This window comes from Streptomyces sp. NPDC001222 (assembly GCF_042896945.1).
GTDB classification, from domain to species: domain Bacteria; phylum Actinomycetota; class Actinomycetes; order Streptomycetales; family Streptomycetaceae; genus Streptomyces; species Streptomyces gibsoniae.
The window spans coordinates 46,601-65,965 of record NZ_JBIAXT010000014.1; the positions used below are offsets into that span (position 1 = coordinate 46,601).

Sequence of the window (19,365 nt, forward strand, 5' to 3'; positions counted from 1 at the left end):
TGACAAGCCCGAGCACGACCACCAGGACCGGCGAACCACGTGAGCTCCTCTTCCTCCACCAGGCGCCTGCCGCACCCCCCGGTGCGGCAGGGGAGCCGTGGCGCTTACCGACTGGTGCGTACCCCGCCCGTCCGGGTGGATCCCCCTCGACTTGACGCACCGCAGAGCGCGGTGGTTGACCACCGGGCCGGCCCCCTGCTCGTGCTCGCGGGCCCGGGCACCGGCAAGACGACCACGCTCGTGGAGTCCGTGGCCGCCCGGATCGCCCGCGGCGGCGACCCCGAGCGCATCCTGGTGCTCACCTTCAGCCGCAGGGCCGCCGTCGACCTGCGCGACCGCATGGCGCTGCGCACGGGCGCGGCCCACGCCCCGCAGGCCACCACGTTCCACTCGTTCTGCTACGCCCTGGTCCGCGCCCACCAGGCCGGCGACCTCTTCGTCGAACCCCTGCGGCTGCTGTCCGGCCCCGAGCAGGACGTGGCCGTACGGGAACTGCTCGCCGGGCAGACCGACCTGGAGCGCCTCGGCCTCGCGCATGTGCGCTGGCCCGAGGAACTGCGCGCCTGCCTGACCACGCGCGGCTTCGCCGACGAGGTGCGCGCCGTGCTGGCCCGCAGCCGTGAGCTGGGCCTCGGCCCGGAGGCGCTGCGCCGCTTCGCCCGGCGCATAGGCCGCCCCGACTGGGAGGCCGCCTCCGCGTTCCTCGCCGAGTACCTGGACGTCCTCGACCTCCAGGGAGTGATCGACTACGCGGAGCTGGTCCACCGCGCGGTGCTGCTGGCCCGCCGCCCCGAGGTCGCCGAGCGGCTGGCCGCCCGGTACGACGCGGTCTACGTCGACGAGTACCAGGACACCGACCCGGCGCAGGTCCGGCTGCTGCGGGCCCTCGCGGGCGCCGGGCGGACCCTGGTGGCATTCGGCGACCCCGACCAGTCGATCTACACGTTCCGCGGCGCCGACGTGGGCGGCATCCTGGACTTCCCGCACACGTTCCCCCGCCCCGACGGCACCCCGGCGCCCGTGCACGTCCTCAGGACGTCCCGCCGCTCCGGCGCCACCCTCCTCGCGGCCACCCGGCTGGTCACCCAGCGCATGCCGCTGACCCGCCTCCCGGCGGACAAGGTGCGCGCCCACCGGGAACTCGCGGCGGTACGGGACGGGGGCCGCGTCGAGGTCCACACGTACCCGACGCCCGGCGCGGAACTGGACAACATCGCGGACATCCTGCGCCGGGCCCATCTGGAGGACGGCGTCCCCTGGAGCGAGATGGCCGTCCTGGTACGCGCCGGAACCCGCACCATCCCGACGGTCCGCCGTGCCCTCACCGCCGCCGGAGTGCCCCTCGACATCGACGGCGACGACCTGCCACTGCGCCACGAACCGGCCGTGACCCCCCTGTTGACGGCGCTGCGCGCGGTGGCCCGCGCGGAGGCCTCGCACATCCGCCCTGAGGGGGATGCGCAGGATCACCCCGAGGAGACGCAGGGGGCGGCTCACACCGGAGTGTGGCTCGACACCGAGACCGCGCTCACCCTCCTCACCTCGCCCCTCGCCGGCATGGACGCCGCCGACCTGCGCCGCCTGGGCCGCGCCCTGCGCGAGGAGGAGCGGGCCGCCGGCAACCCCGTACCGCCGCCCTCCGACCAGCTCCTCGCGCGGGCCCTGGCCGAACCGGAGCGCCTGGTGGCGCACGATCCCGCGTACGCGCGCGGAGCCCAGCGCCTGGGCGCGCTGCTCGGAACGGCGCGGGAACGGCTCGCGGGCGGCGGCACGGCCGAGGAGGCGCTGTGGGAGCTGTGGAACGGCACACCGTGGCCCAAGCGCCTGGAGAACGCCTCCCGGCGCGGCGGCGCCGGGGGCCGCAACGCCGACCGTGACCTCGACGCCGTGTGCGCCCTGTTCGCGACCGCGGCGCGCGCGGAGGAGCGCACCGGCGGCCGGGGCGCCCTCAACTTCCTGGAGGAGGTCGAGGCCCAGGACATCGCCGCCGACACGCTGACCCGCCGCGCCATGCGCCCCGACGCCGTACGCCTGATGACCGCCCACCGCTCCAAGGGCCTTCAGTGGCGCCTGGTCGTCGTCGCCGGGGTCCAGGAAGGCCTGTGGCCAGACCTGCGCCGCCGTGGCTCCCTGCTGGAGGCCGACCGCATCGGCCGCGACGGACTCGCCGAGCCCCTCACCCCCGGCGCGCTGCTCGCGGAGGAACGACGCCTGTTCTACGTCGCCTGCACACGCGCGCGTGACCGCCTCGTCGTCACCGCCGTGAAGGCCCCCGCCGACGACGGGGACCAGCCCTCCCGCTTCCTCACCGAACTCGGCGTCGAACCAAGGGACGTCACCGGCCGTCCGCGCCGCCCCCTGTCCGTCGCCGCGCTCGTCGCCGAACTGCGCGCCACGACCGTCGACCCACGTGTCTCCGACGCCCTGAGGGAGGCCGCCGCCCGACGGCTGGCCCGGCTCGCCGCGCTGGCGGACGACGACGGCCGGCCCCTCGTGCCCTCCGCGCACCCCTACCGCTGGTGGGGCATGTGGGACCAGACCGAGAGCAAGGTGCCGCTGCGCGACCGCGACCAGCCCGTGGCGCTCTCCGGCAGCGCGCTCGACCAGCTCGCCAACACCTGCGCCCTGCAGTGGTTCCTCGGCCGCGAGGTGAAGGCCGACGCGCCCGCGACCGCCGCCCAGGGCTTCGGCAACGTGGTGCACGTCCTCGCCGACGAGGTCGCCTCCGGGCGCACCCCCGCCGACCTCGACGTCCTCATGGAGCGCCTCGACTCGGTGTGGAACGCGCTCGCCTTCGACGCGCCCTGGAAGTCCGACCAGGAGAAGCAGAACGCGCGCGTGGCGCTCGAACGCTTCCTGAAGTGGCACGTCGACTCGAACAGCGTCCGCGCCGGACGCACCCCGGTGGCCAGTGAGCACGACTTCGACGTCACCCTCGCGGCGGGCGACTACCAGGTACGCATCCGCGGCTCCATGGACCGCGTCGAGACGGACGCCGAGGGCCGCGCCTACGTCGTCGACTTCAAGACCGGCAAGCAGGCGCCCAGCGCCGCCGAGGTGGCCCGCCACCCGCAGCTCGCCGTCTACCAGCTGGCCGTGCGCGAGGGCGCCGTCGACGACGCCTTCGACGGACAGCGGCCCGAACCGGGCGGCGCCGAACTCGTCCAGCTCAGGCAGGGCGCCGCCAAGAAGGACGGCGGCGACACCCTGCCCAAGGTGCAGGCCCAGGAGCCCCTCGAGGGGCAGTGGGTCGGCGAGCTGCTGGCCACCGCCGCGGGCAAGGTCCTCGACGAGCGGTTCTCCCCGACCACCGGGCAGCACTGCACGCACTGCGCCTTCCGCGCCTCGTGCAGCGCACGACCGGAGGGCCGCACCGTCGTGGAGTGAGCACGGCGAGCGAGTGAACGGGGGCCGGCGGGCGAGCACGGTGAGTGAACGCCGACAAGCGAGCGCCCCGTGTGACCTACCGCACCAGGCGCGCCGACCAGGGCTTCTCCCGTCCCGGCGGACGATCCGGCGTCCGCTGTCAGTGGCCACCGTTAGCCTCTCCGACGTGCCCGCCCGTATCAGTGACCCCGAGCAGCTCAAGGAGCTCCTCGGCATCCCGTTCACCCCGGAGCAGACGGCCTGCATCACCGCGCCGCCCGCCCCGCAGGTGATCGTGGCCGGAGCCGGATCGGGAAAGACCACGGTGATGGCGGCCCGCGTGGTGTGGCTGGTGGGCACCGGGCAGGTCGCGCCCGAACAGGTCCTCGGCCTCACGTTCACCAACAAGGCGGCCGGTGAACTCGCCGAGCGCGTCCGCACGGCACTGGTCAAGGCGGGCGTCACCGACCCGGACGTCATCGACCCCGACAACCCGCCCGGCGAGCCCGTGATCTCCACCTACCACGCCTTCGCGGGCCGCCTGCTGACCGACCACGGCCTGCGCATCGGGCTCGAACCGACCTCCCGGCTGCTCGCTGACGCCACCCGCTACCAACTCGCCGCGCGCGTACTGCGCGAGGCCCCCGGCCCCTACCCGGCGCTCACCCGCTCCTTCCCCGATCTCGTCAGCGACCTGCTCGGCCTCGACTCCGAACTGTCCGAGCACCTCGTACGACCCGAGGACCTGCGCGCCTACGACGCCGACCTGCTGCGCACCCTGGAGGGCGTCCGGCTCACCAACGCCGATCTGCGCAAGGTCCCCGAGGCGGCCGCCGCCCGCCGGGACCTGGCCGAGCTGGCCGGCCGCTACCGCGCGGCCAAACGAGAGCGCGAGCTCCTCGACTTCGGCGATCAGATCGCCCTGTCGGCGGCCCTCGCCCGCCTCCCCGAGGTGGGCCGCATCCTGCGCGAGGAGTACCGGGTCGTCCTCCTCGACGAGTACCAGGACACCTCGGTGGCCCAGCGCGTCCTGCTCGCCGGACTCTTCGGCGGCGGCACCGGCCACCCCGTGACCGCTGTCGGCGACCCCTGCCAGGCGATCTACGGCTGGCGCGGTGCGTCCGTCGCCAACCTCGACGACTTCCCCGAGCACTTCCCGCACGCCGACGGCCGCCCCGCCACCCGCCAGGCGCTCAGCGAGAACCGCCGCAGCGGCGGCCGCCTCCTCGACCTCGCCAACGGCCTGGCCGAACCGCTGCGCGCGCTCCACGCGGGCGTGGAGGCCCTCCGCCCCGCCCCCGGTGCCGAACGCGACGGCCAGGTCCGCTGCGCCCTGCTGCGCACCCACGCCGAGGAGATCGACTGGATCGCCGACTCCCTCGCCCATCTCGTGCGTACCGGCACCGCGCCCGGTGAGATCGCGGTCCTGTGCCGCACGGCGACCGACTTCGCCCAGATCCAGGGCGCGCTCGTCGCCCGCGACGTCCCGGTCGAGGTCGTGGGCCTGTCCGGACTGCTGCACCTGCCCGAGGTCGCCGACCTCGTCGCGGTCTGCGAGGTCCTCCAGGACCCCGGCGCCAACGCCTCCCTGGTCCGCCTCCTCGCCGGACCGCGCTGGCGGATCGGCCCCCGTGACCTCGCCCTGCTGGGCCGGCGCGCCCGGCTGCTCGTGTCCTACGCGCGCGTGGCCGACGACGACGACCCGGACCGCCGGCTCGCCGCGGCGGTCGAGGGCGTCGACCCCTCCGAGGTGATCTCGCTCGCGGACGCCCTCGACACCTTCCTCGAACTGCCCATGGAGGCCGGCCGCGAGGACGACGGGCTGCCGTTCTCGCCCGACGCGCGCGTGCGGTTCGCCCGCCTCGCCACCGAACTGCGCGAACTGCGCCGCTCGCTCGCCGACCCCCTGATGGACGTCCTGCACCGGGTGCTCGCCGTCACCGGTCTGGAGGTCGAGCTGTCGGCCTCCCCGCACGCACTGGCCGCCCGCCGCCGCGAGACCCTGTCGAACTTCCTGGACGTCGCCGCGTCCTTCGCCGCCAACGACCCGGACGCCACCCTGCTGGCCTTCCTCGGCTTCCTGCGCACCGCCGCGCAGTACGAAAAGGGCCTCGACAACGCCCTGCCCGGCGGCGAGAACACCGTCAAGGTCCTCACCGCGCACAAGTCCAAGGGCCTGGAGTGGGACGTCGTCGCCGTCCCCGGACTGGTCACCGGTACCTTCCCCAGCAGCCAGGGCCGCGAGAAGTGGACCGCCCAGGGCAAGGTGCTGCCCCACGCCCTCCGCGGCGACGCCGACACCCTGCCCGACATCGAGTCCTGGGACTCCCGGGGCATCAAGGCCTTTCACGAGGCCATGAAGGAGCACCAGCACACCGAGGAGCTACGCCTCGGCTACGTCACCTTCACCCGCCCGCGCTCCCTGCTGCTCGGTTCCGGCCACTGGTGGGGGCCCGCGCAGAAGCGCCCCCGGGGGCCCTCCGCCTTCCTCCAGGCTCTCCACGACCACTGCGCCGCCGGACACGGCGAGATCGAGATGTGGGCCGACGAGCCCGCCGAGGACGAGGAGAACCCGGCGCTGCACGAGGCCGCCGCCGACCACGCCTGGCCGCTGCCGCTGGACGAGGCGGCCCTCACGCGCCGAAGGGCCGCCGCCCGGACCGTCCTGACCCATCTGGAGCAGATCGCGTCACAGACCACGTCCGCGTACGTCGAGCCGTCCGCAGCCGACGACCCGGAGTGGCCGCCACCGCCGGACGACGAGGACGACTACGGGCCGGACGGCGACGGCTACGGACCGGACGACGACCGTTACGCGCCGGACGACGAGGCCACCTACGACCCGTACGGACCGGACGACGAAGACCCGTACGGACCCGACGACTGGCCGAGCCCCCGCCCGTCGGACCTGCCGCCATCAGCGCCTCACGCGCGTGCGCCCCTGGACGCCCCCGCGCCGGCGGACGTGCCTGCGCCCGTGGAGGCCCCCACCCCGACCGTCCCGCGCGCCCGACGGCACCCCGCCGAGGAGGCTCCCGAGCTCACCCCGGAAGACGCCCGCACCATCGCCTCCTGGGACCGTGACCTGGACGCCCTCACCGGGGAACTGCTGCGCGCCCGCACGGCCGTCACCGACGTACCCCTGCCGTCGTCCCTGACCGCCTCCCAGGTTCTGCGGCTGGCCGCCGACCCCGACGGGCTCGCGCAGGAACTCGCACGCCCCATGCCGCGCCCCCCGCAACCCGCGGCGCGTCGAGGCACCCGCTTCCACGCCTGGGTCGAGGCACGTTTCGAGGAACTGCGCCTTCCCATGCTGGAGCCGGACGAGCTGCCCGGCAGCGAGGCCGAGATCGCCGACGAACGCGACCTGGAGGCCCTCAAGGACGCCTTCGAACGCACGCCCTACGCGCATCGCACCCCCTATCGCGTCGAGGCCCCCTTCCAGATCACCGTCGCCGGACGCGTCGTCCGAGGCCGCATCGACGCCGTCTACCGTGTGGACGACACGGACGGGACCTCGTACGAGATCGTCGACTGGAAGACCAGCCGCAGTCGCAGTGGCGACCCGCTCCAGCTCGCCCTGTACCGGCTCGCCTGGGCCGAACAGCAGAACGTGCCCATGGAGAGCGTCAAGGCCGCGTTCCTCTACGTCCGCAGCGGCGAGGTCGTACACCCCGAGGGCCTCCCGGACCGGGCCGCGCTGGAGGCGCTGCTGGTCGAGGAGCCCGCCGGCGAGGAACCGGCCGACCAGGACGCCGGCGCGGGCCGATAGGCTCGGGAGCATGAGCGAGACCCCGGACAGTGCCGTCCGCACGTACATCGACAGCCACCGCGCCGCCTTCCTCGACGACCTCGCCGAGTGGTTGCGCATCCCGTCGGTGTCCGCCCAGCCCGAGCACGCGGCGGACGTGCGCCGCAGCGCCGAGTGGCTCGCCGCCAAGCTTCGCGACACCGGCTTCCCCACCACCGAGGTCTGGCCCACCGACGGCGCTCCCGCCGTCTTCGCCGAGTGGTCCGCCGAGGACCCGCAGGCACCCACCGTCCTCGTCTACGGCCACCACGACGTACAGCCCGCCGCCCGCGAGGACGGCTGGGACAGCGACCCCTTCGAACCGGTGGTCCGCGAGGGCCGCCTCCACGCGCGCGGGGCCGCCGACGACAAGGGCCAGGTGTTCTTCCACACACTCGGCATCCGCGCCCACCTCGCCGCCACCGGCCGTACCGCCCCCGCGGTCCACCTCAAGCTGCTGATCGAGGGCGAGGAGGAGTCCGGCTCCCCGCACTTCCGCGCCTTGGTCGAACAGCACGCCGACCGGCTGGCCGCCGACGCCGTGATCGTCTCCGACACCGGTATGTGGTCCGCCGACACGCCCACCGTGTGCACGGGCATGCGCGGCCTCGCGGAATGCGAGATCGTCCTGCACGGTCCCGACCAGGACATCCACTCCGGCTCCTTCGGCGGCGCCGTCCCCAATCCGGCCACCGCGGCCGCCCGTCTGGTCGCCGCCCTCCACGACCAGCACGCGCGCGTGGCGATACCCGGCTTCTACGACGGCATCATCGATCTCACCGACCGGGAACGCGCCCTCTTCGCCGAGCTCCCCTTCGACGAGGAGCGGTGGCTGCGCACCGCCAGATCCAGCGCCACCCACGGCGAGCAGGGCTACACCACCCTGGAGCGCATCTGGGCCCGCCCCACCGCCGAGGTCAACGGCATCGGCGGCGGCTACCAGGGCCCGGGCAGCAAGACGATCATCCCGTCCTCGGCCATGGTGAAACTGTCCTTCCGGCTCGTCGCCGGACAGGACCCCGAGCACATCGAGAAGGCCGTCCGCGCCTGGGCCGCCGACCAGCTGCCCGCCGGTATCCGGTACGAGATCATCTTCGGCGCGGCCACCCGCCCCTGTCTCACCCCCCTCGACCACCCTGCCCTGCAGTCCGTCGTACGGGCCATGGGCCGCGCCTTCCAGCGGCCGGTGCGCTTCACCCGCGAGGGCGGCTCGGGACCCGCCGCCGACCTCCAGGACGTCCTTGGCGCACCCGTTCTGTTCCTCGGCATCTCCATCCCCTCCGACGGTTGGCACGCCCCCAACGAGAAGGTCGAACTCGACCTGCTTCTCAAAGGCGTCGAAACCGCCGCATATCTATGGGGTGACCTCGGCGAGAACTGGCGCGATGCCCACTGACGATCTCGCGGGCCGGACGGTCGGCCGCACGGACCGCGGAGCACGGCACACTGGAAGAGCCGCCCCGCGTGCCCAAGACCCGCCGGACCCGGTCCCACCCCAGCCGAACGTCCTGCCGAACCGCCCGCCGAAACAACCGTTCCACCGGGGGAGTTGGAAACAACCGTGACCACCTGGACCGACCACAGCGCCGACCGGCCCATCTCGCTCACCGCTCCGAGCGGCGTCGACCGTGCCGCCCACCACCGGCTCGACGAGGCCTGGCTGGCCGCGGCCTGGAGCCATCCCACCACCCGCTGCTTCGTGGTCTCGGGGGGGCAGGTCCTCATCGACGAGACGCCCGACGGCCGCACCGAACTCGTCATGACCCCCTCCTTCGAGGCGCCCCTCACCGAGGCCCACCGCTACTTCCTCGGCACCGACGAGGACGGAGTCAGCTACTTCGCACTCCAGAAGGACGCCCTCCCCGGCCGCATGGACCAGTCCGCCCGCCCGGCCGGTCTGCGCGAGGCCGGACTGCTGCTGTCGCCCCGCGACGCAGGCCTGATGGTCCACGCGGTCGCCCTGGAGAACTGGCAGCGGATGCACCGCTTCTGCTCGCGCTGCGGCGAACGCACCGTCATCGCGGCCGCCGGGCACATCCGACGCTGCCCGGCCTGCGGTGCCGAGCACTACCCGCGCACCGACCCCGCGGTGATCATGGCCGTCATCGACGACGAGGACCGCATCCTCCTCGGCCGCCAGGTGCACTGGCCCGAGGGCCGCTTCTCCACTCTCGCGGGCTTCGTCGAACCGGGCGAGTCCATCGAGCAGTCCGTCCGTCGCGAGGTCTTCGAGGAAGCGGGCATCTCCGTCGGCGAGGTCGAGTACATGGCCAGCCAGCCCTGGCCCTTCCCGTCCAGCCTGATGCTCGGCTTTCTCGCCCACGCCACCAGCACCGACATCAACGTCGACGGCGACGAGATCCACGAGGCCCGCTGGTTCTCCCGTGAGGACCTGCGCGCCGCCTTCGAGTCCGGAGAGGTGCTGCCGCCCTACGGCATCTCCATCGCCGCCCGGCTGATCGAACGCTGGTACGGAAAGCCCCTCCCGACGCGGAGCGTGTGACCCGTCTCACGCCGCCACGCGCGCGTGGCGCTTCGGGGCCCTGTCCTCACCGTGCGGTCATGGGAGGAGAGGGCGCCCCTCCATGGCCGCCTCGAAGTGTTCGTCGCTGAGCGCGTCCTCACCGTGCTCGGCGGTGAAGGCCCGCACTCGGCCGAGGGGGCTGTCCGGCGGGGGCGGTTCCTCGCTGATGGTGACGCCGAGGATCTGCGCCCAGAAGGCCGCGCCCACGTCTTGGGGGTCGTTCGTGTCCATGCCGCGCACGGTAGCCGGAGGGTCTGACAGCCGGGCGACCCACATGGCACACAAAAAACCCCCGACCGGCCGTGGAGGCCGTCGGGGGTCGGGTGGGGTGTGGAGATCAGGCGGTGAGAGCCTGCTTCACCTGGGCAAGGCTCGGGTTCGTCATGACGACCTCGTTGCTGCCGGAGGAGGGAATCACGAGAACGGTGGGAACCGTCTGGTTTCCGCCATTCACCTTCTCCACGAAGGCCGCGGACTGCGGGTCCTGCTCGATGTTGATCTCGTTGTATGCGATGCCCTCACGGTCCAACTGGCTCTTCAGCCGACGGCAGTAGCCGCACCACGAGGTGCTGTACATCGTCACAGTGCCCGACATGGCGGTCGCGCTCCTTCACGGCTAGGGATGCGTGCTCTGTTTGCTCGCTCAGAAGGGAACGTACGTGAACGTTCCACCATTCCCGACACCCCTCCGGCGCCTCCGACACCGCCCCCATCCCGCCGCGCGCCGCACGGACACTCCGGCATCTTCCGCCCGGGCACGCACCCGGCAGCCTCCCCGGCATTCGTACGACCGCCGCCGCCCCCCTGTGGACAACCGCAACACCCGCCCCCGGGGACCTGGCAGCATGGCGGGGTGACAGCAGCAACGCACTCCACCCTCTTCCCGCCGGTTCCGGACTCGGCCGACGCGGTGCTCGAAGGGCTCGACCCCGAGCAGCGTGCCGTGGCGACCGCGCTGCACGGCCCGGTGTGCGTGCTGGCCGGAGCCGGCACCGGCAAGACACGAGCCATCACCCACCGCATCGCCTACGGAGTCCGGGCCGGCATCCTCCAGCCCCCCAGCGTGCTCGCCGTCACCTTCACCAACCGCGCCGCGGGCGAGATGCGCGGCCGTCTCCGCCAGCTCGGCGCCGCCGGAGTCCAGGCCCGGACGTTCCACTCCGCCGCGCTGCGCCAGCTCCAGTACTTCTGGCCGAAAGCCGTCGGTGGCAGTCTGCCCCGCATCATCGACCGGAAGATCCAGGTCGTCGCGGACGCGGCCGCCGCCTGCCGCCTCCGCCTCGACCGCAACGAGCTGCGGGACGCGGCCGCCGAGATCGAATGGGCCAAGGTCACCCAGACCGTCCCCGCCGACTACGCCGCCGCGGCCGCCAAAGCCGGCCGTGAAGCCCCCCGCGACCCCGCCGAGATCGCCCAGCTCTATGCCACCTACGAAGACCTCAAGCGCCAACGCGCCGTCATCGACTTCGAGGACGTCCTCCTGCTCACCGTGGGCATCCTCCAGGACCGGCACGACATCGCCGAAGCGGTCCGCGCCCAGTACCAGCACTTCGTCGTCGACGAGTACCAGGACGTCAGCCCCCTCCAGCAGCGCCTGCTCGAACTGTGGCTCGGCGACCGCGACAGCCTGTGCGTCGTGGGCGACGCCAGCCAGACGATCTACTCCTTCACCGGAGCCACCCCCGACCATCTGCTCGACTTCCGCCTCCGCCATCCCGGAGCCACCGTCGTCAAACTGGTCCGCGACTACCGCTCCACCCCCCAGATCGTCCACCTCGCCAACGGCCTCCTCGCCCAGGCCCGCGGCCGCGCGGCCGACCACCGGCTCGAACTCGTCTCCCAGCGCGACCCAGGACCCCACCCCGTCTACACCGAGTACACGGACGAACCCGCCGAAGCCGAAGGCGCCGCCCGCCGTATCCGCGACCTGCTGGCCTCCGGCACACCCGCAGCGGAGATCGCGATCCTGTTTCGCACCAACTCCCAGTCCGAGATCTACGAACAGGCCCTCGCCGACGCCGGTATCCCCTACCAGCTCCGCGGCGCCGAACGGTTCTTCGACCGCCCGGAGGTCCGCAAGGCCGGTATCGCGCTCCGCGGCGCCGCCCGCTTCGGAGCCAACGACTCCCTCCTCGACGACGCCGTCGACCTGCCCTCCCAGGTCCGCGCCGTACTGTCCGGCGAAGGCTGGACCCCTGCGCCCCCGGCGGGCTCGGGCGCCGTCAGAGAGCGCTGGGAGTCCCTGGCCGCACTCGTGAACCTCGCCCAGGACTTCGCCGCGGCGCACCCCCGCGCCACCCTCGCCGACCTCGTCGCGGAACTCGACGAACGCGCGGGCGCCCAGCACGCCCCGACCGTCCAGGGCGTCACCCTCGCCTCCCTGCACTCGGCGAAGGGCCTGGAATGGGACGCCGTCTTTCTCGTCGGCTGCGCCGAGGGCATGATGCCGATCACCTACGCCAGAACCGACGAGCAGATCGAGGAGGAGCGCCGTCTGCTCTACGTCGGCGTCACCCGGGCGAGAGAAATCCTGCACGTCTCCTGGTCGCTGTCCCGCACGCCGGGCGGCCGTGCCAATCGGCGCCCCAGCCGCTTCCTCGACGGACTGCGCCCCGGCTCCTCCGCCACCGCCGGCCGCCCCTCGTTCGGCGGCACGGGCGGAACCGGTGGCATCGAACGCGGCTTCGGCGCCCTCCCCACGAGCAGCGCCCCACGTCGGACCAACAGGACCCCGGCCCGCTGCCGGGTCTGCGGGCGCACTCTGTCCGAGGCCGGTGAGATGAAGCTGATGCGCTGCGACGACTGCCCCTCCGACATGGACGAGGGTCTCTACGAGAGGCTGCGCGAGTGGCGGACGGAGCAGGCCCGGCGCAGCGGCCAGCCCGCGTTCTGCGTCTTCACCGACCGAACTCTGATCGCCATCGCCGAAGCCGCCCCCGACGACGAGGGTGAACTCGCGCGCATCCCCGGAGTCGGAGTCCGCAAGCTCAACCGCTACGGAGCCGATGTTCTGGCCATCTGCGCAGGTGGACACGGAGGCCAGGCTGGCAACGGCGACTGACACCAACTCGTCGAAAAAATAGTTTGCGCATGCCCCAGCAATCCCCATAGGTTCTTAGCCACGGGGACGGCGGCCTTCTCGGAGGCCCCGAATCCGTGCTGTACTTATGTATCCGTCGGACTGGCTCACCCCCAGTCCTCTGAGACGCCGAGAGGAGGCGATTGAAGTGATCAGCATCAAGACCAGCTCCACCCGCACCGTCAAAATGACCGATCGCTCGGTCGTCTCCACGTGCATGCTCGGCGCCTCGGTCCTGGGCACCGGTCTGTCCGGCATTTCCGCCGGCCGCCCGGCGTCCGCCCTGTCTCTCGCGGGTCTTCCCATCCGTGAGCGCAATGAGCGACCGACCAAGGCACTGGAAGCAGTAGCGGCACAGGCACAGGCCTATGCCTTTGCAGCGGCCGGTGCCGGATTCCGGAAGCAGACGCAGCACCACCTGATGTGGGCCTTCCGTGGGCCAGAACCCTGGAGTGATCCAGCCTGATCGCCGATCAGGCCGGCGCCTTCAGGGCCGCGGAACCCCACCCGGGATCCGCGGCCCTTCTGTTTTCCCCGAACGGGGAGAGCGGACCGAAGGGGCCTCGGGACAAGAAAAGAACCCGGTACCAAGCCGCACCCGGCCCAACAGGGCCGGAACGACCAGACGAGGAAGACGACCCGTGCAACTCGAAGCGCACGCCCCGTCCGTACCGCCTTCCGAAACGATCCCCCCGCCCGGCCTCACGGAGGACTCCACCTTGATCCCGCTCACCGCGCTCACCGCGCTCGACGACGCCATCGAGAACCTCGGCGTACCCGTCCCCTGCCGCTCCTACGACCCGGAGGTCTTCTTCGCCGAGTCGCCGGCCGACGTGGAGTACGCCAAGTCCCTGTGCCGCACCTGCCCGCTGATCGAGGCCTGCCTCGCCGGCGCCAAGGAGCGGCGTGAGCCCTGGGGCGTCTGGGGCGGCGAGCTCTTCGTCCAGGGTGTCGTCGTCGCCCGGAAGCGGCCGCGTGGCCGCCCGCGCAAGAACCCGGTCACGGCATGAACACCCCAGGAACGATCGATCACCCCCTCACGCACGACCCCAAGAAGCAGGCCCCGATGAAGCCGTCCGCCAACGAGCCCGCAGGCTCCGCGACCCCTGACGTCACCACCACAGGCGCGAACGCCTCGCGTCAGAACAGGACCCGAGAGATGCAACTCATCCCAGAAGCCTTGGCTCGCGCGCATATGCGCGAGCAACTGCAAGAGGCCGAGCGGCAACGCCGGGCCGTGCGCCTGGTGATGGCCCGCCGGATGCAGCGCAAGGCCGAGCGTGCCTCGCTGCGTGCCCGGCGTGCGCTGGCCATGGCCGTGATGCAGTAGCCGACCACCGTCGGCGGTGGGAAGACCCGGCGGGGGCCGGTCCGAACGGACCGGCCCCCGCAGTGCGTTGACTCAGAGCTCAGAACAGAGCTCCTGGCCCGTCATGCCTCGACCGCCGGCTCCTCCTCCGGCAGGAAGCCCGGGAGCCACTCCTCCAGTTCGTCGCGCAGCCGGACCGTCGCGCCCAACTGGCACAGCACACCGATCGTGCTCAGGGTCACCCGGTGGATGAGGAGGTACGCCGGGGGCAGGTTCAGCTGCTTGCCCAACTGGTAGGCGGGAGAGCGCGGGTCGGCGATACGGGCCGCCTGGCTGCGCATCCAGCCACGGGTGAAGGTGAACTCGTCCATCTGGGCGGGCTCGATGATCGGCACGAGGTAGTCGAGGACCGCATCGGGGTCGAGGTCGATGGACTCCTTGACGAAGCCCTCCTCGCAGAGGAGCTCGTAGACCGACTGAGCGTCGCCCTCGATGGCCATGCGCAGGGACGGGCCGATCGGGGTGGGCAGACCGCCGGGGAGGCGGTCGACCGTGCCGAAGTCGAGGACGCCGAGGCGCCAGTCGTCCTTCCGGGTGGCGCCGGGCAGCAGACGGAAGTTGCCCGGGTGCGGGTCGGCGTGCAGAAGGCCCGTGCGGGCCGGGCCGGAGAAGAGGAAACGGGCCAGCAGCTGACCGGCGCGGTCGCGCTGCTCCTTGGTGCCGTCCGCGATCACCTCCGACAGCGGTATGCCGTCGACCCAGTCGGTCACCAGGATCTGCTCGCACTGGTGCACCACGTTTGGCACCATCACGTCCGGGTCGTCCGCGAACTCCTCCGCGTGCGCCCGTTGCGCCTGTGCCTCCAGGCCGTAGTCCAGCTCCTCGGAGACCCGGTCGCGCAGCTCGGTGATCAGCGGCTTGATGTCCATGCCCGGGATGAGAGGGCCGAGCAGGCGGGCGAATCGACTGAGCTGGTTGAGGTCGGAGAGCAGCGCCTCCCCGGCGCCCGGGTACTGCACCTTGACCGCGACCTCGCGGCCGTCGTGCCACACCGCGCGATGGACCTGGCCGATGGACGCGGCCGCCGACGGCTTGTCCTCGAACTCCTGGAACAGCTCGTGCCAGTCGGGGCCGAGGTGCTCCTCGAGCACGGTGTGCACCGTACGTGTCGGCATCGGCGGGGCCGCCTCCTGAAGCTTGGTCAGGGCGGCCCGGTAGGGCCCGGCGACCTCCTCGGGGAGCGCGGACTCGAACACGGACAGAGCCTGGCCGAACTTCATGGCACCCCCTTTCAGCTCACCCAAAACCTTGAACAGCTGCTCGGCGGTGCGCTGCTGGAGTTCGCGGCCGACGATCTCGGCCGATTCCCCGACGATGCGTTTGCCCAGTCCCCATGTGGCCCGCCCGGCGAAGCCGAGCGGCAGCGCGGCGAGCTTGGCGGTACGGGTGACCGCCTTCCGGGGAAGATCAGACATGCGCCCTCCAGGTCCCAGACAGCCGTGCCGCGTGTGTCCTACGGGACGAGTTGCTCGACGGTCGTTGCTCCGCCATTGTCTCGTGCGGCTCCCCGTCCTTTGAGGTGTGTTCCTCGTTACCTTTCTCCGCCGTGCCGCACCCGCATGCGGGGTGCGGCCATACGGGTCGGGTGTGCCAGTGCAGTCGAGGCACGGATGCCTCCCAGCGTGCGCCGGCGCTGGAGGGCGCGTCGCCGTCGAGAAAGGCGAGCGCGTGTCCGGCGGCGACTCCGGCGACGGCGGTGGCCAGGGCGAGGTCACAGGCCTGGATCTGCCGTGGGCGTCCGGAGCGCCACTGCGCGACCAGCCGGGGCCAGGTCTCGTCCCGGTCCGTGCGGGCCCGGTCCAGGCAGCCGGCGCAGGCCGTTTCACCCGGCAGGACGAACGGGCCGACGACTCCCGTGCCCTCCACGACCCCGGCGTACAGATGGGGCGTGCCGGAGGCGATCAGGGGTTCGGCGGTGAAGGGGTCGGGTGCGTGGACGGCCAGGCCGTCGCGCGGGGCGAGGATCACCAGGGAGTGACCGGGGCCCGGGTCGTCGCGGGGTGAGCGCCGGGAGATGCGCTCCCGGCGGGGCGGCCGGTCCGGGGCGGCCGCCCGCACGGCACGGCGGGCCGCATCCTCGCGGCGTGCCCCGATCGAGTCGGCCGGGAGGCCGCCCGGTGCGACGTCCCACGGTTCGACGCAGCCGACGTCGAGGACGTCGACCTCGCCGACGCCCGCGCCCGCGAGCAGCGAGGCGAGAACGGTTCCCACCCGGCCCGCGCCGCGGACCTGGACGCGATGGCTGCGGCGGGCGGCCAGACGCCGGGCGGGCTCGCCCGGCGCACGGGCGACGAGCGACAGGGAAGCCAGGTCGGGCCGCAGGCGGTCCAGGACGCCGGCCTTCGCGCGCAGGGCGTCGGCCTGTGGGCCGCCGCCCGTGGCGTCGTCCAGCAGGCCCGAGCCGGACAGGCTGTCGACCAGGGCGTCCACATGCCCGTCCGGCAGGCCCATGCGGTGGGCCTCCTCACGCAGCAGAGCCAGACCGCGGGTGCCGTCGAGCAGGCCGAGGAAGCTGCCCGTCGCGGTGTCCACAGGCCCCAGCACCATGGCGTGCGCGGGTGCCATCCCGAACTGCACGGTGTTCAGATCGCGCCAGCCGCGCCGCAGCGCGGGCTTCACCATCGGATGCATGAGCGGCCCCCGTAGCTGTCGTAGGTTCCAGTTCGTCGGCGGGTGTTCGGTGTGCTGACGGATGCCAGGATGCCCCCGGCGGGTAAGGGCGTGCCGAAGGTTGTCCACAGGCAGGGGTGTTGGTCGTACTAATCAAGCGCATGGGGTGCGGATCAGCACGGAACCGTTCCCGAGGGGGGACTTCCCGCTGGTGCAGCGGGTAACGTCGGGGCGTGCCCGCCGATCCACTGCCCCGCGCCGGAAAGCCACAGCGCAGCACGACCAGCCAGCCGCCGAGCGGCTCGAGGGCGAGCGCGATCGAGGTTCGCAGGAGCGCGCGTCGCCGTAGAACGGTCTCCGCGTACCGCGAGGGCGATCGCACCATCGTGCTGATCCCCGCCCGGATGTCCGAGGCCGAGGAGCAGCGCTGGGTGACCGTCATGCTCGACAAGCTCGCCGCCCAGGAGAGCAAGCGGGTGATCGGTGATGTGGAGCTGGCCGAGCGTGCGGAGCGGCTGTCGGCGCAGTACTTCGAGGGGCGGGCGCGGCCCGCGTCGGTGCGCTGGGTCACCAACCAGAACACGCGCTGGGGCTCCTGCACCCCGTCCGAGGGCAGTATCCGTCTGTCGCACCGGTTGCAGGGGATGCCGGAGTACGTCGTGGACTATGTCCTGCTGCACGAGCTGGCGCATCTGCTGGTGCCCGGTCACGGGCCGCGGTTCTGGCGGCTGCTGGAGGCGTATCCGCGCACGGAACGTGCCCGTGGCTATCTGGAAGGGGTCGTCGCGGCCGGCCGGCTGCCGCACCAGCCGGTGCCGCCCGCCGAGTAGCCGGCCGTCGTCGTCCCTCTTGCCGGGTGCGGTCCGTGAAGCGGTTGTGTACCGGGTCTGTACCGGCTGCGTCCGCTGTGGGCGATTGCCGTTAGCCTGGCGCGACGCACTCACACTCGGAATGGGGGACGGTCGTTACGCATGGCCAGGGAATTCCAGCGCGGCCACAAGGCCAGGATCAGTGACCTCACCGCGGGCACGGATCTGTACGTAGGCGTGCAGATCTCCGGGCCCGGGCTGACCTTCGACATCAGCTGCTTCGGTCTGGACGGCGACGAACGGCTCTCGGACGACCGGTACTTCGTCTTCTTCAACCAACCGAAGTCGCCGGAGGAGGCCATTCAGCTCCTCGGGCCGCAGGCGGGCGACACGGAGTCCTTCCGGATCACGCTCGACAGGGTCCCCCCGCAGATCCAGAAGCTGTCCTTCACGGCGACGCTCGACGGCACCGGGCAGATGTCGCAGATCGGCCCCGGATATCTGCGCATCGTGGCGGGTGGCGAGGAAGTGGCCCGATACCCGTTCAGCGGCGCGGAGTTCAGCACCGAGCGTGCGGTCATGCTCGGCGACTTCTATCTGAAGGACGTCTGGCGGTTCGCCGCCGTCGGCCAGGGCTTCGACGGCGGGCTCGAGGCGCTGCTGAAGAACTTCGGCGGTGAGGTCCTCGAGGAGGAGCAGCCGTCCGCGCCGCAGGAGCCGGGGCCCGGTGCGGCTCCCGGGTTCGCCCCGCCCGCCCAGGCGTCCGCGCCGCCCGCGTTCGGCGCGCCGGCCGCGCCCGTCGCCCCGGTGCCGCAGCAGCCGCAGCCGGCGCCGGGTGGCTTCCCGCCGCCCGCGCCCGCCCCGGCCGCACCCTCCGTGCACCACGCGCCCACCATCGTCGCGCCCCTGACCACGCCGCCCGGCGGCACCGTGCCGCCGCCCCCGGGCCCCGCGCCGTACGCCCAGCCGCCCGGGCAGCCGGGCCCGCCCCCGGGCTACGGCGGCCGGCAGCCCGCCACCATGCCGCCCGGCTACGGGCAGCAGCCCCCGGCGCCCCCCGGATACGGTCAGCAGCCGTCCTACGGCCAGGTTCCCGGCCAGGCAGGCGCGCCCGCCCCGTACGGCGCTCCCCAGGGCGCCCCGCAGGCCGGTGCCGGGGTGGCCGCCGCCCTGCAGCTGTACAAGGAGACACCCACCGGTCAGCGGTGGACTCAGCAGAACAAGAAGCTCGTCCGCGTCGACCTCGGCATCGGCGGCCAGCCCGTGCTGGCGCGGCAGGGCAGCATGGTGCTCTACCAGGGCAAGGTCGACTTCAACTACAAGGGCGCCGGTTTCGCCGGGCGCATCGTCGGCAACGCGACCGGCCAGGAGATGCAGCTGATGCGCTGCACGGGCCAGGGCCAGGTGTTCTTCGCCGAGAACGCCACCCATCTGCACCCGATCGAGCTCCAGGGGGACGCGATCTGCGTCTCCTCGGAGAACGTCCTCGCCTTCGACGAGTCCCTCCAGTACGAGGTCCGGCGCATCGAGGGCCACGGCATCCCCGGCGGCGCGCTGTTCACGATGCAGTTCCAGGGGACCGGCACGATCGTCGTGAAGACGCACGGCGCGCCGGTGGTGCTGCCCGTCACGCCGACGACGTTCGTGGACTCCAACGCCGTCGTCGCCTGGTCGGCCACCGCGCAGGTGATCGTCTCCAGCCAGGTGCGGATGCGCCGCAACGCCTACCCGGGGGACACCGGAGAAGGCGTCAACCTTCAGTTCCGTGCCGCGCCCGGCAACTTCGTCGTCGTCCAGCCCTACGAGGTCTAAGGGGAG

At 72.5% G+C, this 19,365-nt stretch carries 14 protein-coding genes; 10 read left to right on the forward strand and 4 right to left on the reverse strand.

Annotation, left to right across the window (positions count from 1 at the left end):
• The first annotated feature begins 39 nt into the window (after nucleotides 1-39).
• From ACFY2Z_RS20350 to nudC, 4 genes are all read left to right on the forward strand, one after another.
• Nucleotides 40-3,387, forward strand: a complete 3,348-nt coding sequence (locus ACFY2Z_RS20350; RefSeq protein ID WP_390745506.1) for an ATP-dependent helicase — start codon at nucleotides 40-42, stop codon at nucleotides 3,385-3,387.
• Nucleotides 3,388-3,553: 166 nt separating this feature from the next.
• Complete coding sequence (locus ACFY2Z_RS20355) at nucleotides 3,554-7,138, forward strand: UvrD-helicase domain-containing protein (protein WP_390745507.1); 3,585 nt, start codon at nucleotides 3,554-3,556, stop codon at nucleotides 7,136-7,138.
• Between the two features lie 10 nt (nucleotides 7,139-7,148).
• Entirely contained in the window at nucleotides 7,149-8,552 is a 1,404-nt protein-coding gene (locus ACFY2Z_RS20360) for a dipeptidase (protein ID WP_390745508.1), read from the forward strand.
• 165 nt (nucleotides 8,553-8,717) lie between these two features.
• On the forward strand, nucleotides 8,718-9,659 hold the full coding sequence (gene nudC / locus ACFY2Z_RS20365) for an NAD(+) diphosphatase (RefSeq protein ID WP_311692974.1): 942 nt from the start codon (nucleotides 8,718-8,720) through the stop codon (nucleotides 9,657-9,659).
• A gap of 57 nt (nucleotides 9,660-9,716) precedes the next feature.
• Here the strand turns inward: nudC and ACFY2Z_RS20370 are convergent, their stop codons facing one another.
• A complete protein-coding gene (locus ACFY2Z_RS20370; protein ID WP_390745509.1) occupies nucleotides 9,717-9,911 on the reverse strand; it encodes a hypothetical protein in 195 nt (64 codons plus the stop codon).
• A gap of 106 nt (nucleotides 9,912-10,017) precedes the next feature.
• Entirely contained in the window at nucleotides 10,018-10,275 is a 258-nt protein-coding gene (locus tag ACFY2Z_RS20375) for a mycoredoxin (protein WP_390745510.1), read from the reverse strand.
• 258 nt (nucleotides 10,276-10,533) lie between these two features.
• On the opposite strand from ACFY2Z_RS20375, the gene ACFY2Z_RS20380 reads away from it, so the two are divergent.
• The 4 genes from ACFY2Z_RS20380 (at nucleotide 10,534) to ACFY2Z_RS20395 (ending at nucleotide 14,089) form a co-directional block, all read left to right on the forward strand.
• Complete coding sequence (locus ACFY2Z_RS20380) at nucleotides 10,534-12,741, forward strand: ATP-dependent DNA helicase UvrD2 (RefSeq protein WP_390745511.1); 2,208 nt, start codon at nucleotides 10,534-10,536, stop codon at nucleotides 12,739-12,741.
• A 166-nt stretch (nucleotides 12,742-12,907) separates the two neighbouring features.
• Nucleotides 12,908-13,225, forward strand: a complete 318-nt coding sequence (locus ACFY2Z_RS20385) for a hypothetical protein (protein WP_390745512.1) — start codon at nucleotides 12,908-12,910, stop codon at nucleotides 13,223-13,225.
• Nucleotides 13,226-13,400: 175 nt separating this feature from the next.
• The gene (locus tag ACFY2Z_RS20390; RefSeq protein WP_010984500.1) at nucleotides 13,401-13,769 is read left to right on the forward strand and encodes a WhiB family transcriptional regulator; all 369 of its coding nucleotides are present in this window, start codon (nucleotides 13,401-13,403) and stop codon (nucleotides 13,767-13,769) included.
• Nucleotides 13,766-14,089, forward strand: coding sequence for a hypothetical protein (locus ACFY2Z_RS20395; RefSeq protein ID WP_390745513.1), 324 nt, complete (start codon nucleotides 13,766-13,768; stop codon nucleotides 14,087-14,089). The genes ACFY2Z_RS20390 and ACFY2Z_RS20395 overlap by 4 nt, the downstream gene beginning before the upstream one ends.
• A gap of 101 nt (nucleotides 14,090-14,190) precedes the next feature.
• Here the strand turns inward: ACFY2Z_RS20395 and ACFY2Z_RS20400 are convergent, their stop codons facing one another.
• Together ACFY2Z_RS20400 and ACFY2Z_RS20405 are read right to left on the reverse strand one after the other, a co-directional pair.
• Nucleotides 14,191-15,543 (reverse strand): ABC1 kinase family protein, encoded by a 1,353-nt coding sequence (locus ACFY2Z_RS20400; RefSeq protein ID WP_390745514.1) that lies wholly within the window; start codon nucleotides 15,541-15,543, stop codon nucleotides 14,191-14,193.
• Complete coding sequence (locus tag ACFY2Z_RS20405; protein ID WP_390745515.1) at nucleotides 15,536-16,759, reverse strand: TOMM precursor leader peptide-binding protein; 1,224 nt, start codon at nucleotides 16,757-16,759, stop codon at nucleotides 15,536-15,538. The genes ACFY2Z_RS20400 and ACFY2Z_RS20405 overlap by 8 nt, the downstream gene beginning before the upstream one ends.
• 212 nt (nucleotides 16,760-16,971) lie before the next feature.
• On the opposite strand from ACFY2Z_RS20405, the gene ACFY2Z_RS20410 reads away from it, so the two are divergent.
• Together ACFY2Z_RS20410 and ACFY2Z_RS20415 are read left to right on the forward strand one after the other, a co-directional pair.
• Nucleotides 16,972-17,568: a M48 family metallopeptidase gene (locus ACFY2Z_RS20410; protein ID WP_311692956.1), complete on the forward strand. Its 597-nt coding sequence runs from the start codon at nucleotides 16,972-16,974 to the stop codon at nucleotides 17,566-17,568.
• A gap of 141 nt (nucleotides 17,569-17,709) precedes the next feature.
• Nucleotides 17,710-19,359, forward strand: a complete 1,650-nt coding sequence (locus ACFY2Z_RS20415) for a TerD family protein (RefSeq protein ID WP_390745516.1) — start codon at nucleotides 17,710-17,712, stop codon at nucleotides 19,357-19,359.
• Nucleotides 19,360-19,365: the final 6 nt, after the last annotated feature.

Excerpts from the sequence above, each read along its gene's own strand:
- ACFY2Z_RS20405 (WP_390745515.1), bottom strand. The coding sequence starts at position 16,759 with ATGCATCCGATGGTGAAGCCCGCGCTGCGGCGCGGCTGGCGCGATCTG.
- ACFY2Z_RS20400 (WP_390745514.1), bottom strand. The coding sequence starts at position 15,543 with ATGTCTGATCTTCCCCGGAAGGCGGTCACCCGTACCGCCAAGCTCGCC.
- ACFY2Z_RS20370 (WP_390745509.1), bottom strand. The coding sequence starts at position 9,911 with ATGGACACGAACGACCCCCAAGACGTGGGCGCGGCCTTCTGGGCGCAG.
- ACFY2Z_RS20360 (WP_390745508.1), top strand. The coding sequence starts at position 7,149 with ATGAGCGAGACCCCGGACAGTGCCGTCCGCACGTACATCGACAGCCAC.
- ACFY2Z_RS20415 (WP_390745516.1), top strand. The coding sequence starts at position 17,710 with ATGGCCAGGGAATTCCAGCGCGGCCACAAGGCCAGGATCAGTGACCTC.
- ACFY2Z_RS20395 (WP_390745513.1), top strand. The coding sequence starts at position 13,766 with ATGAACACCCCAGGAACGATCGATCACCCCCTCACGCACGACCCCAAG.
- ACFY2Z_RS20375 (WP_390745510.1), bottom strand. The coding sequence starts at position 10,275 with ATGTCGGGCACTGTGACGATGTACAGCACCTCGTGGTGCGGCTACTGC.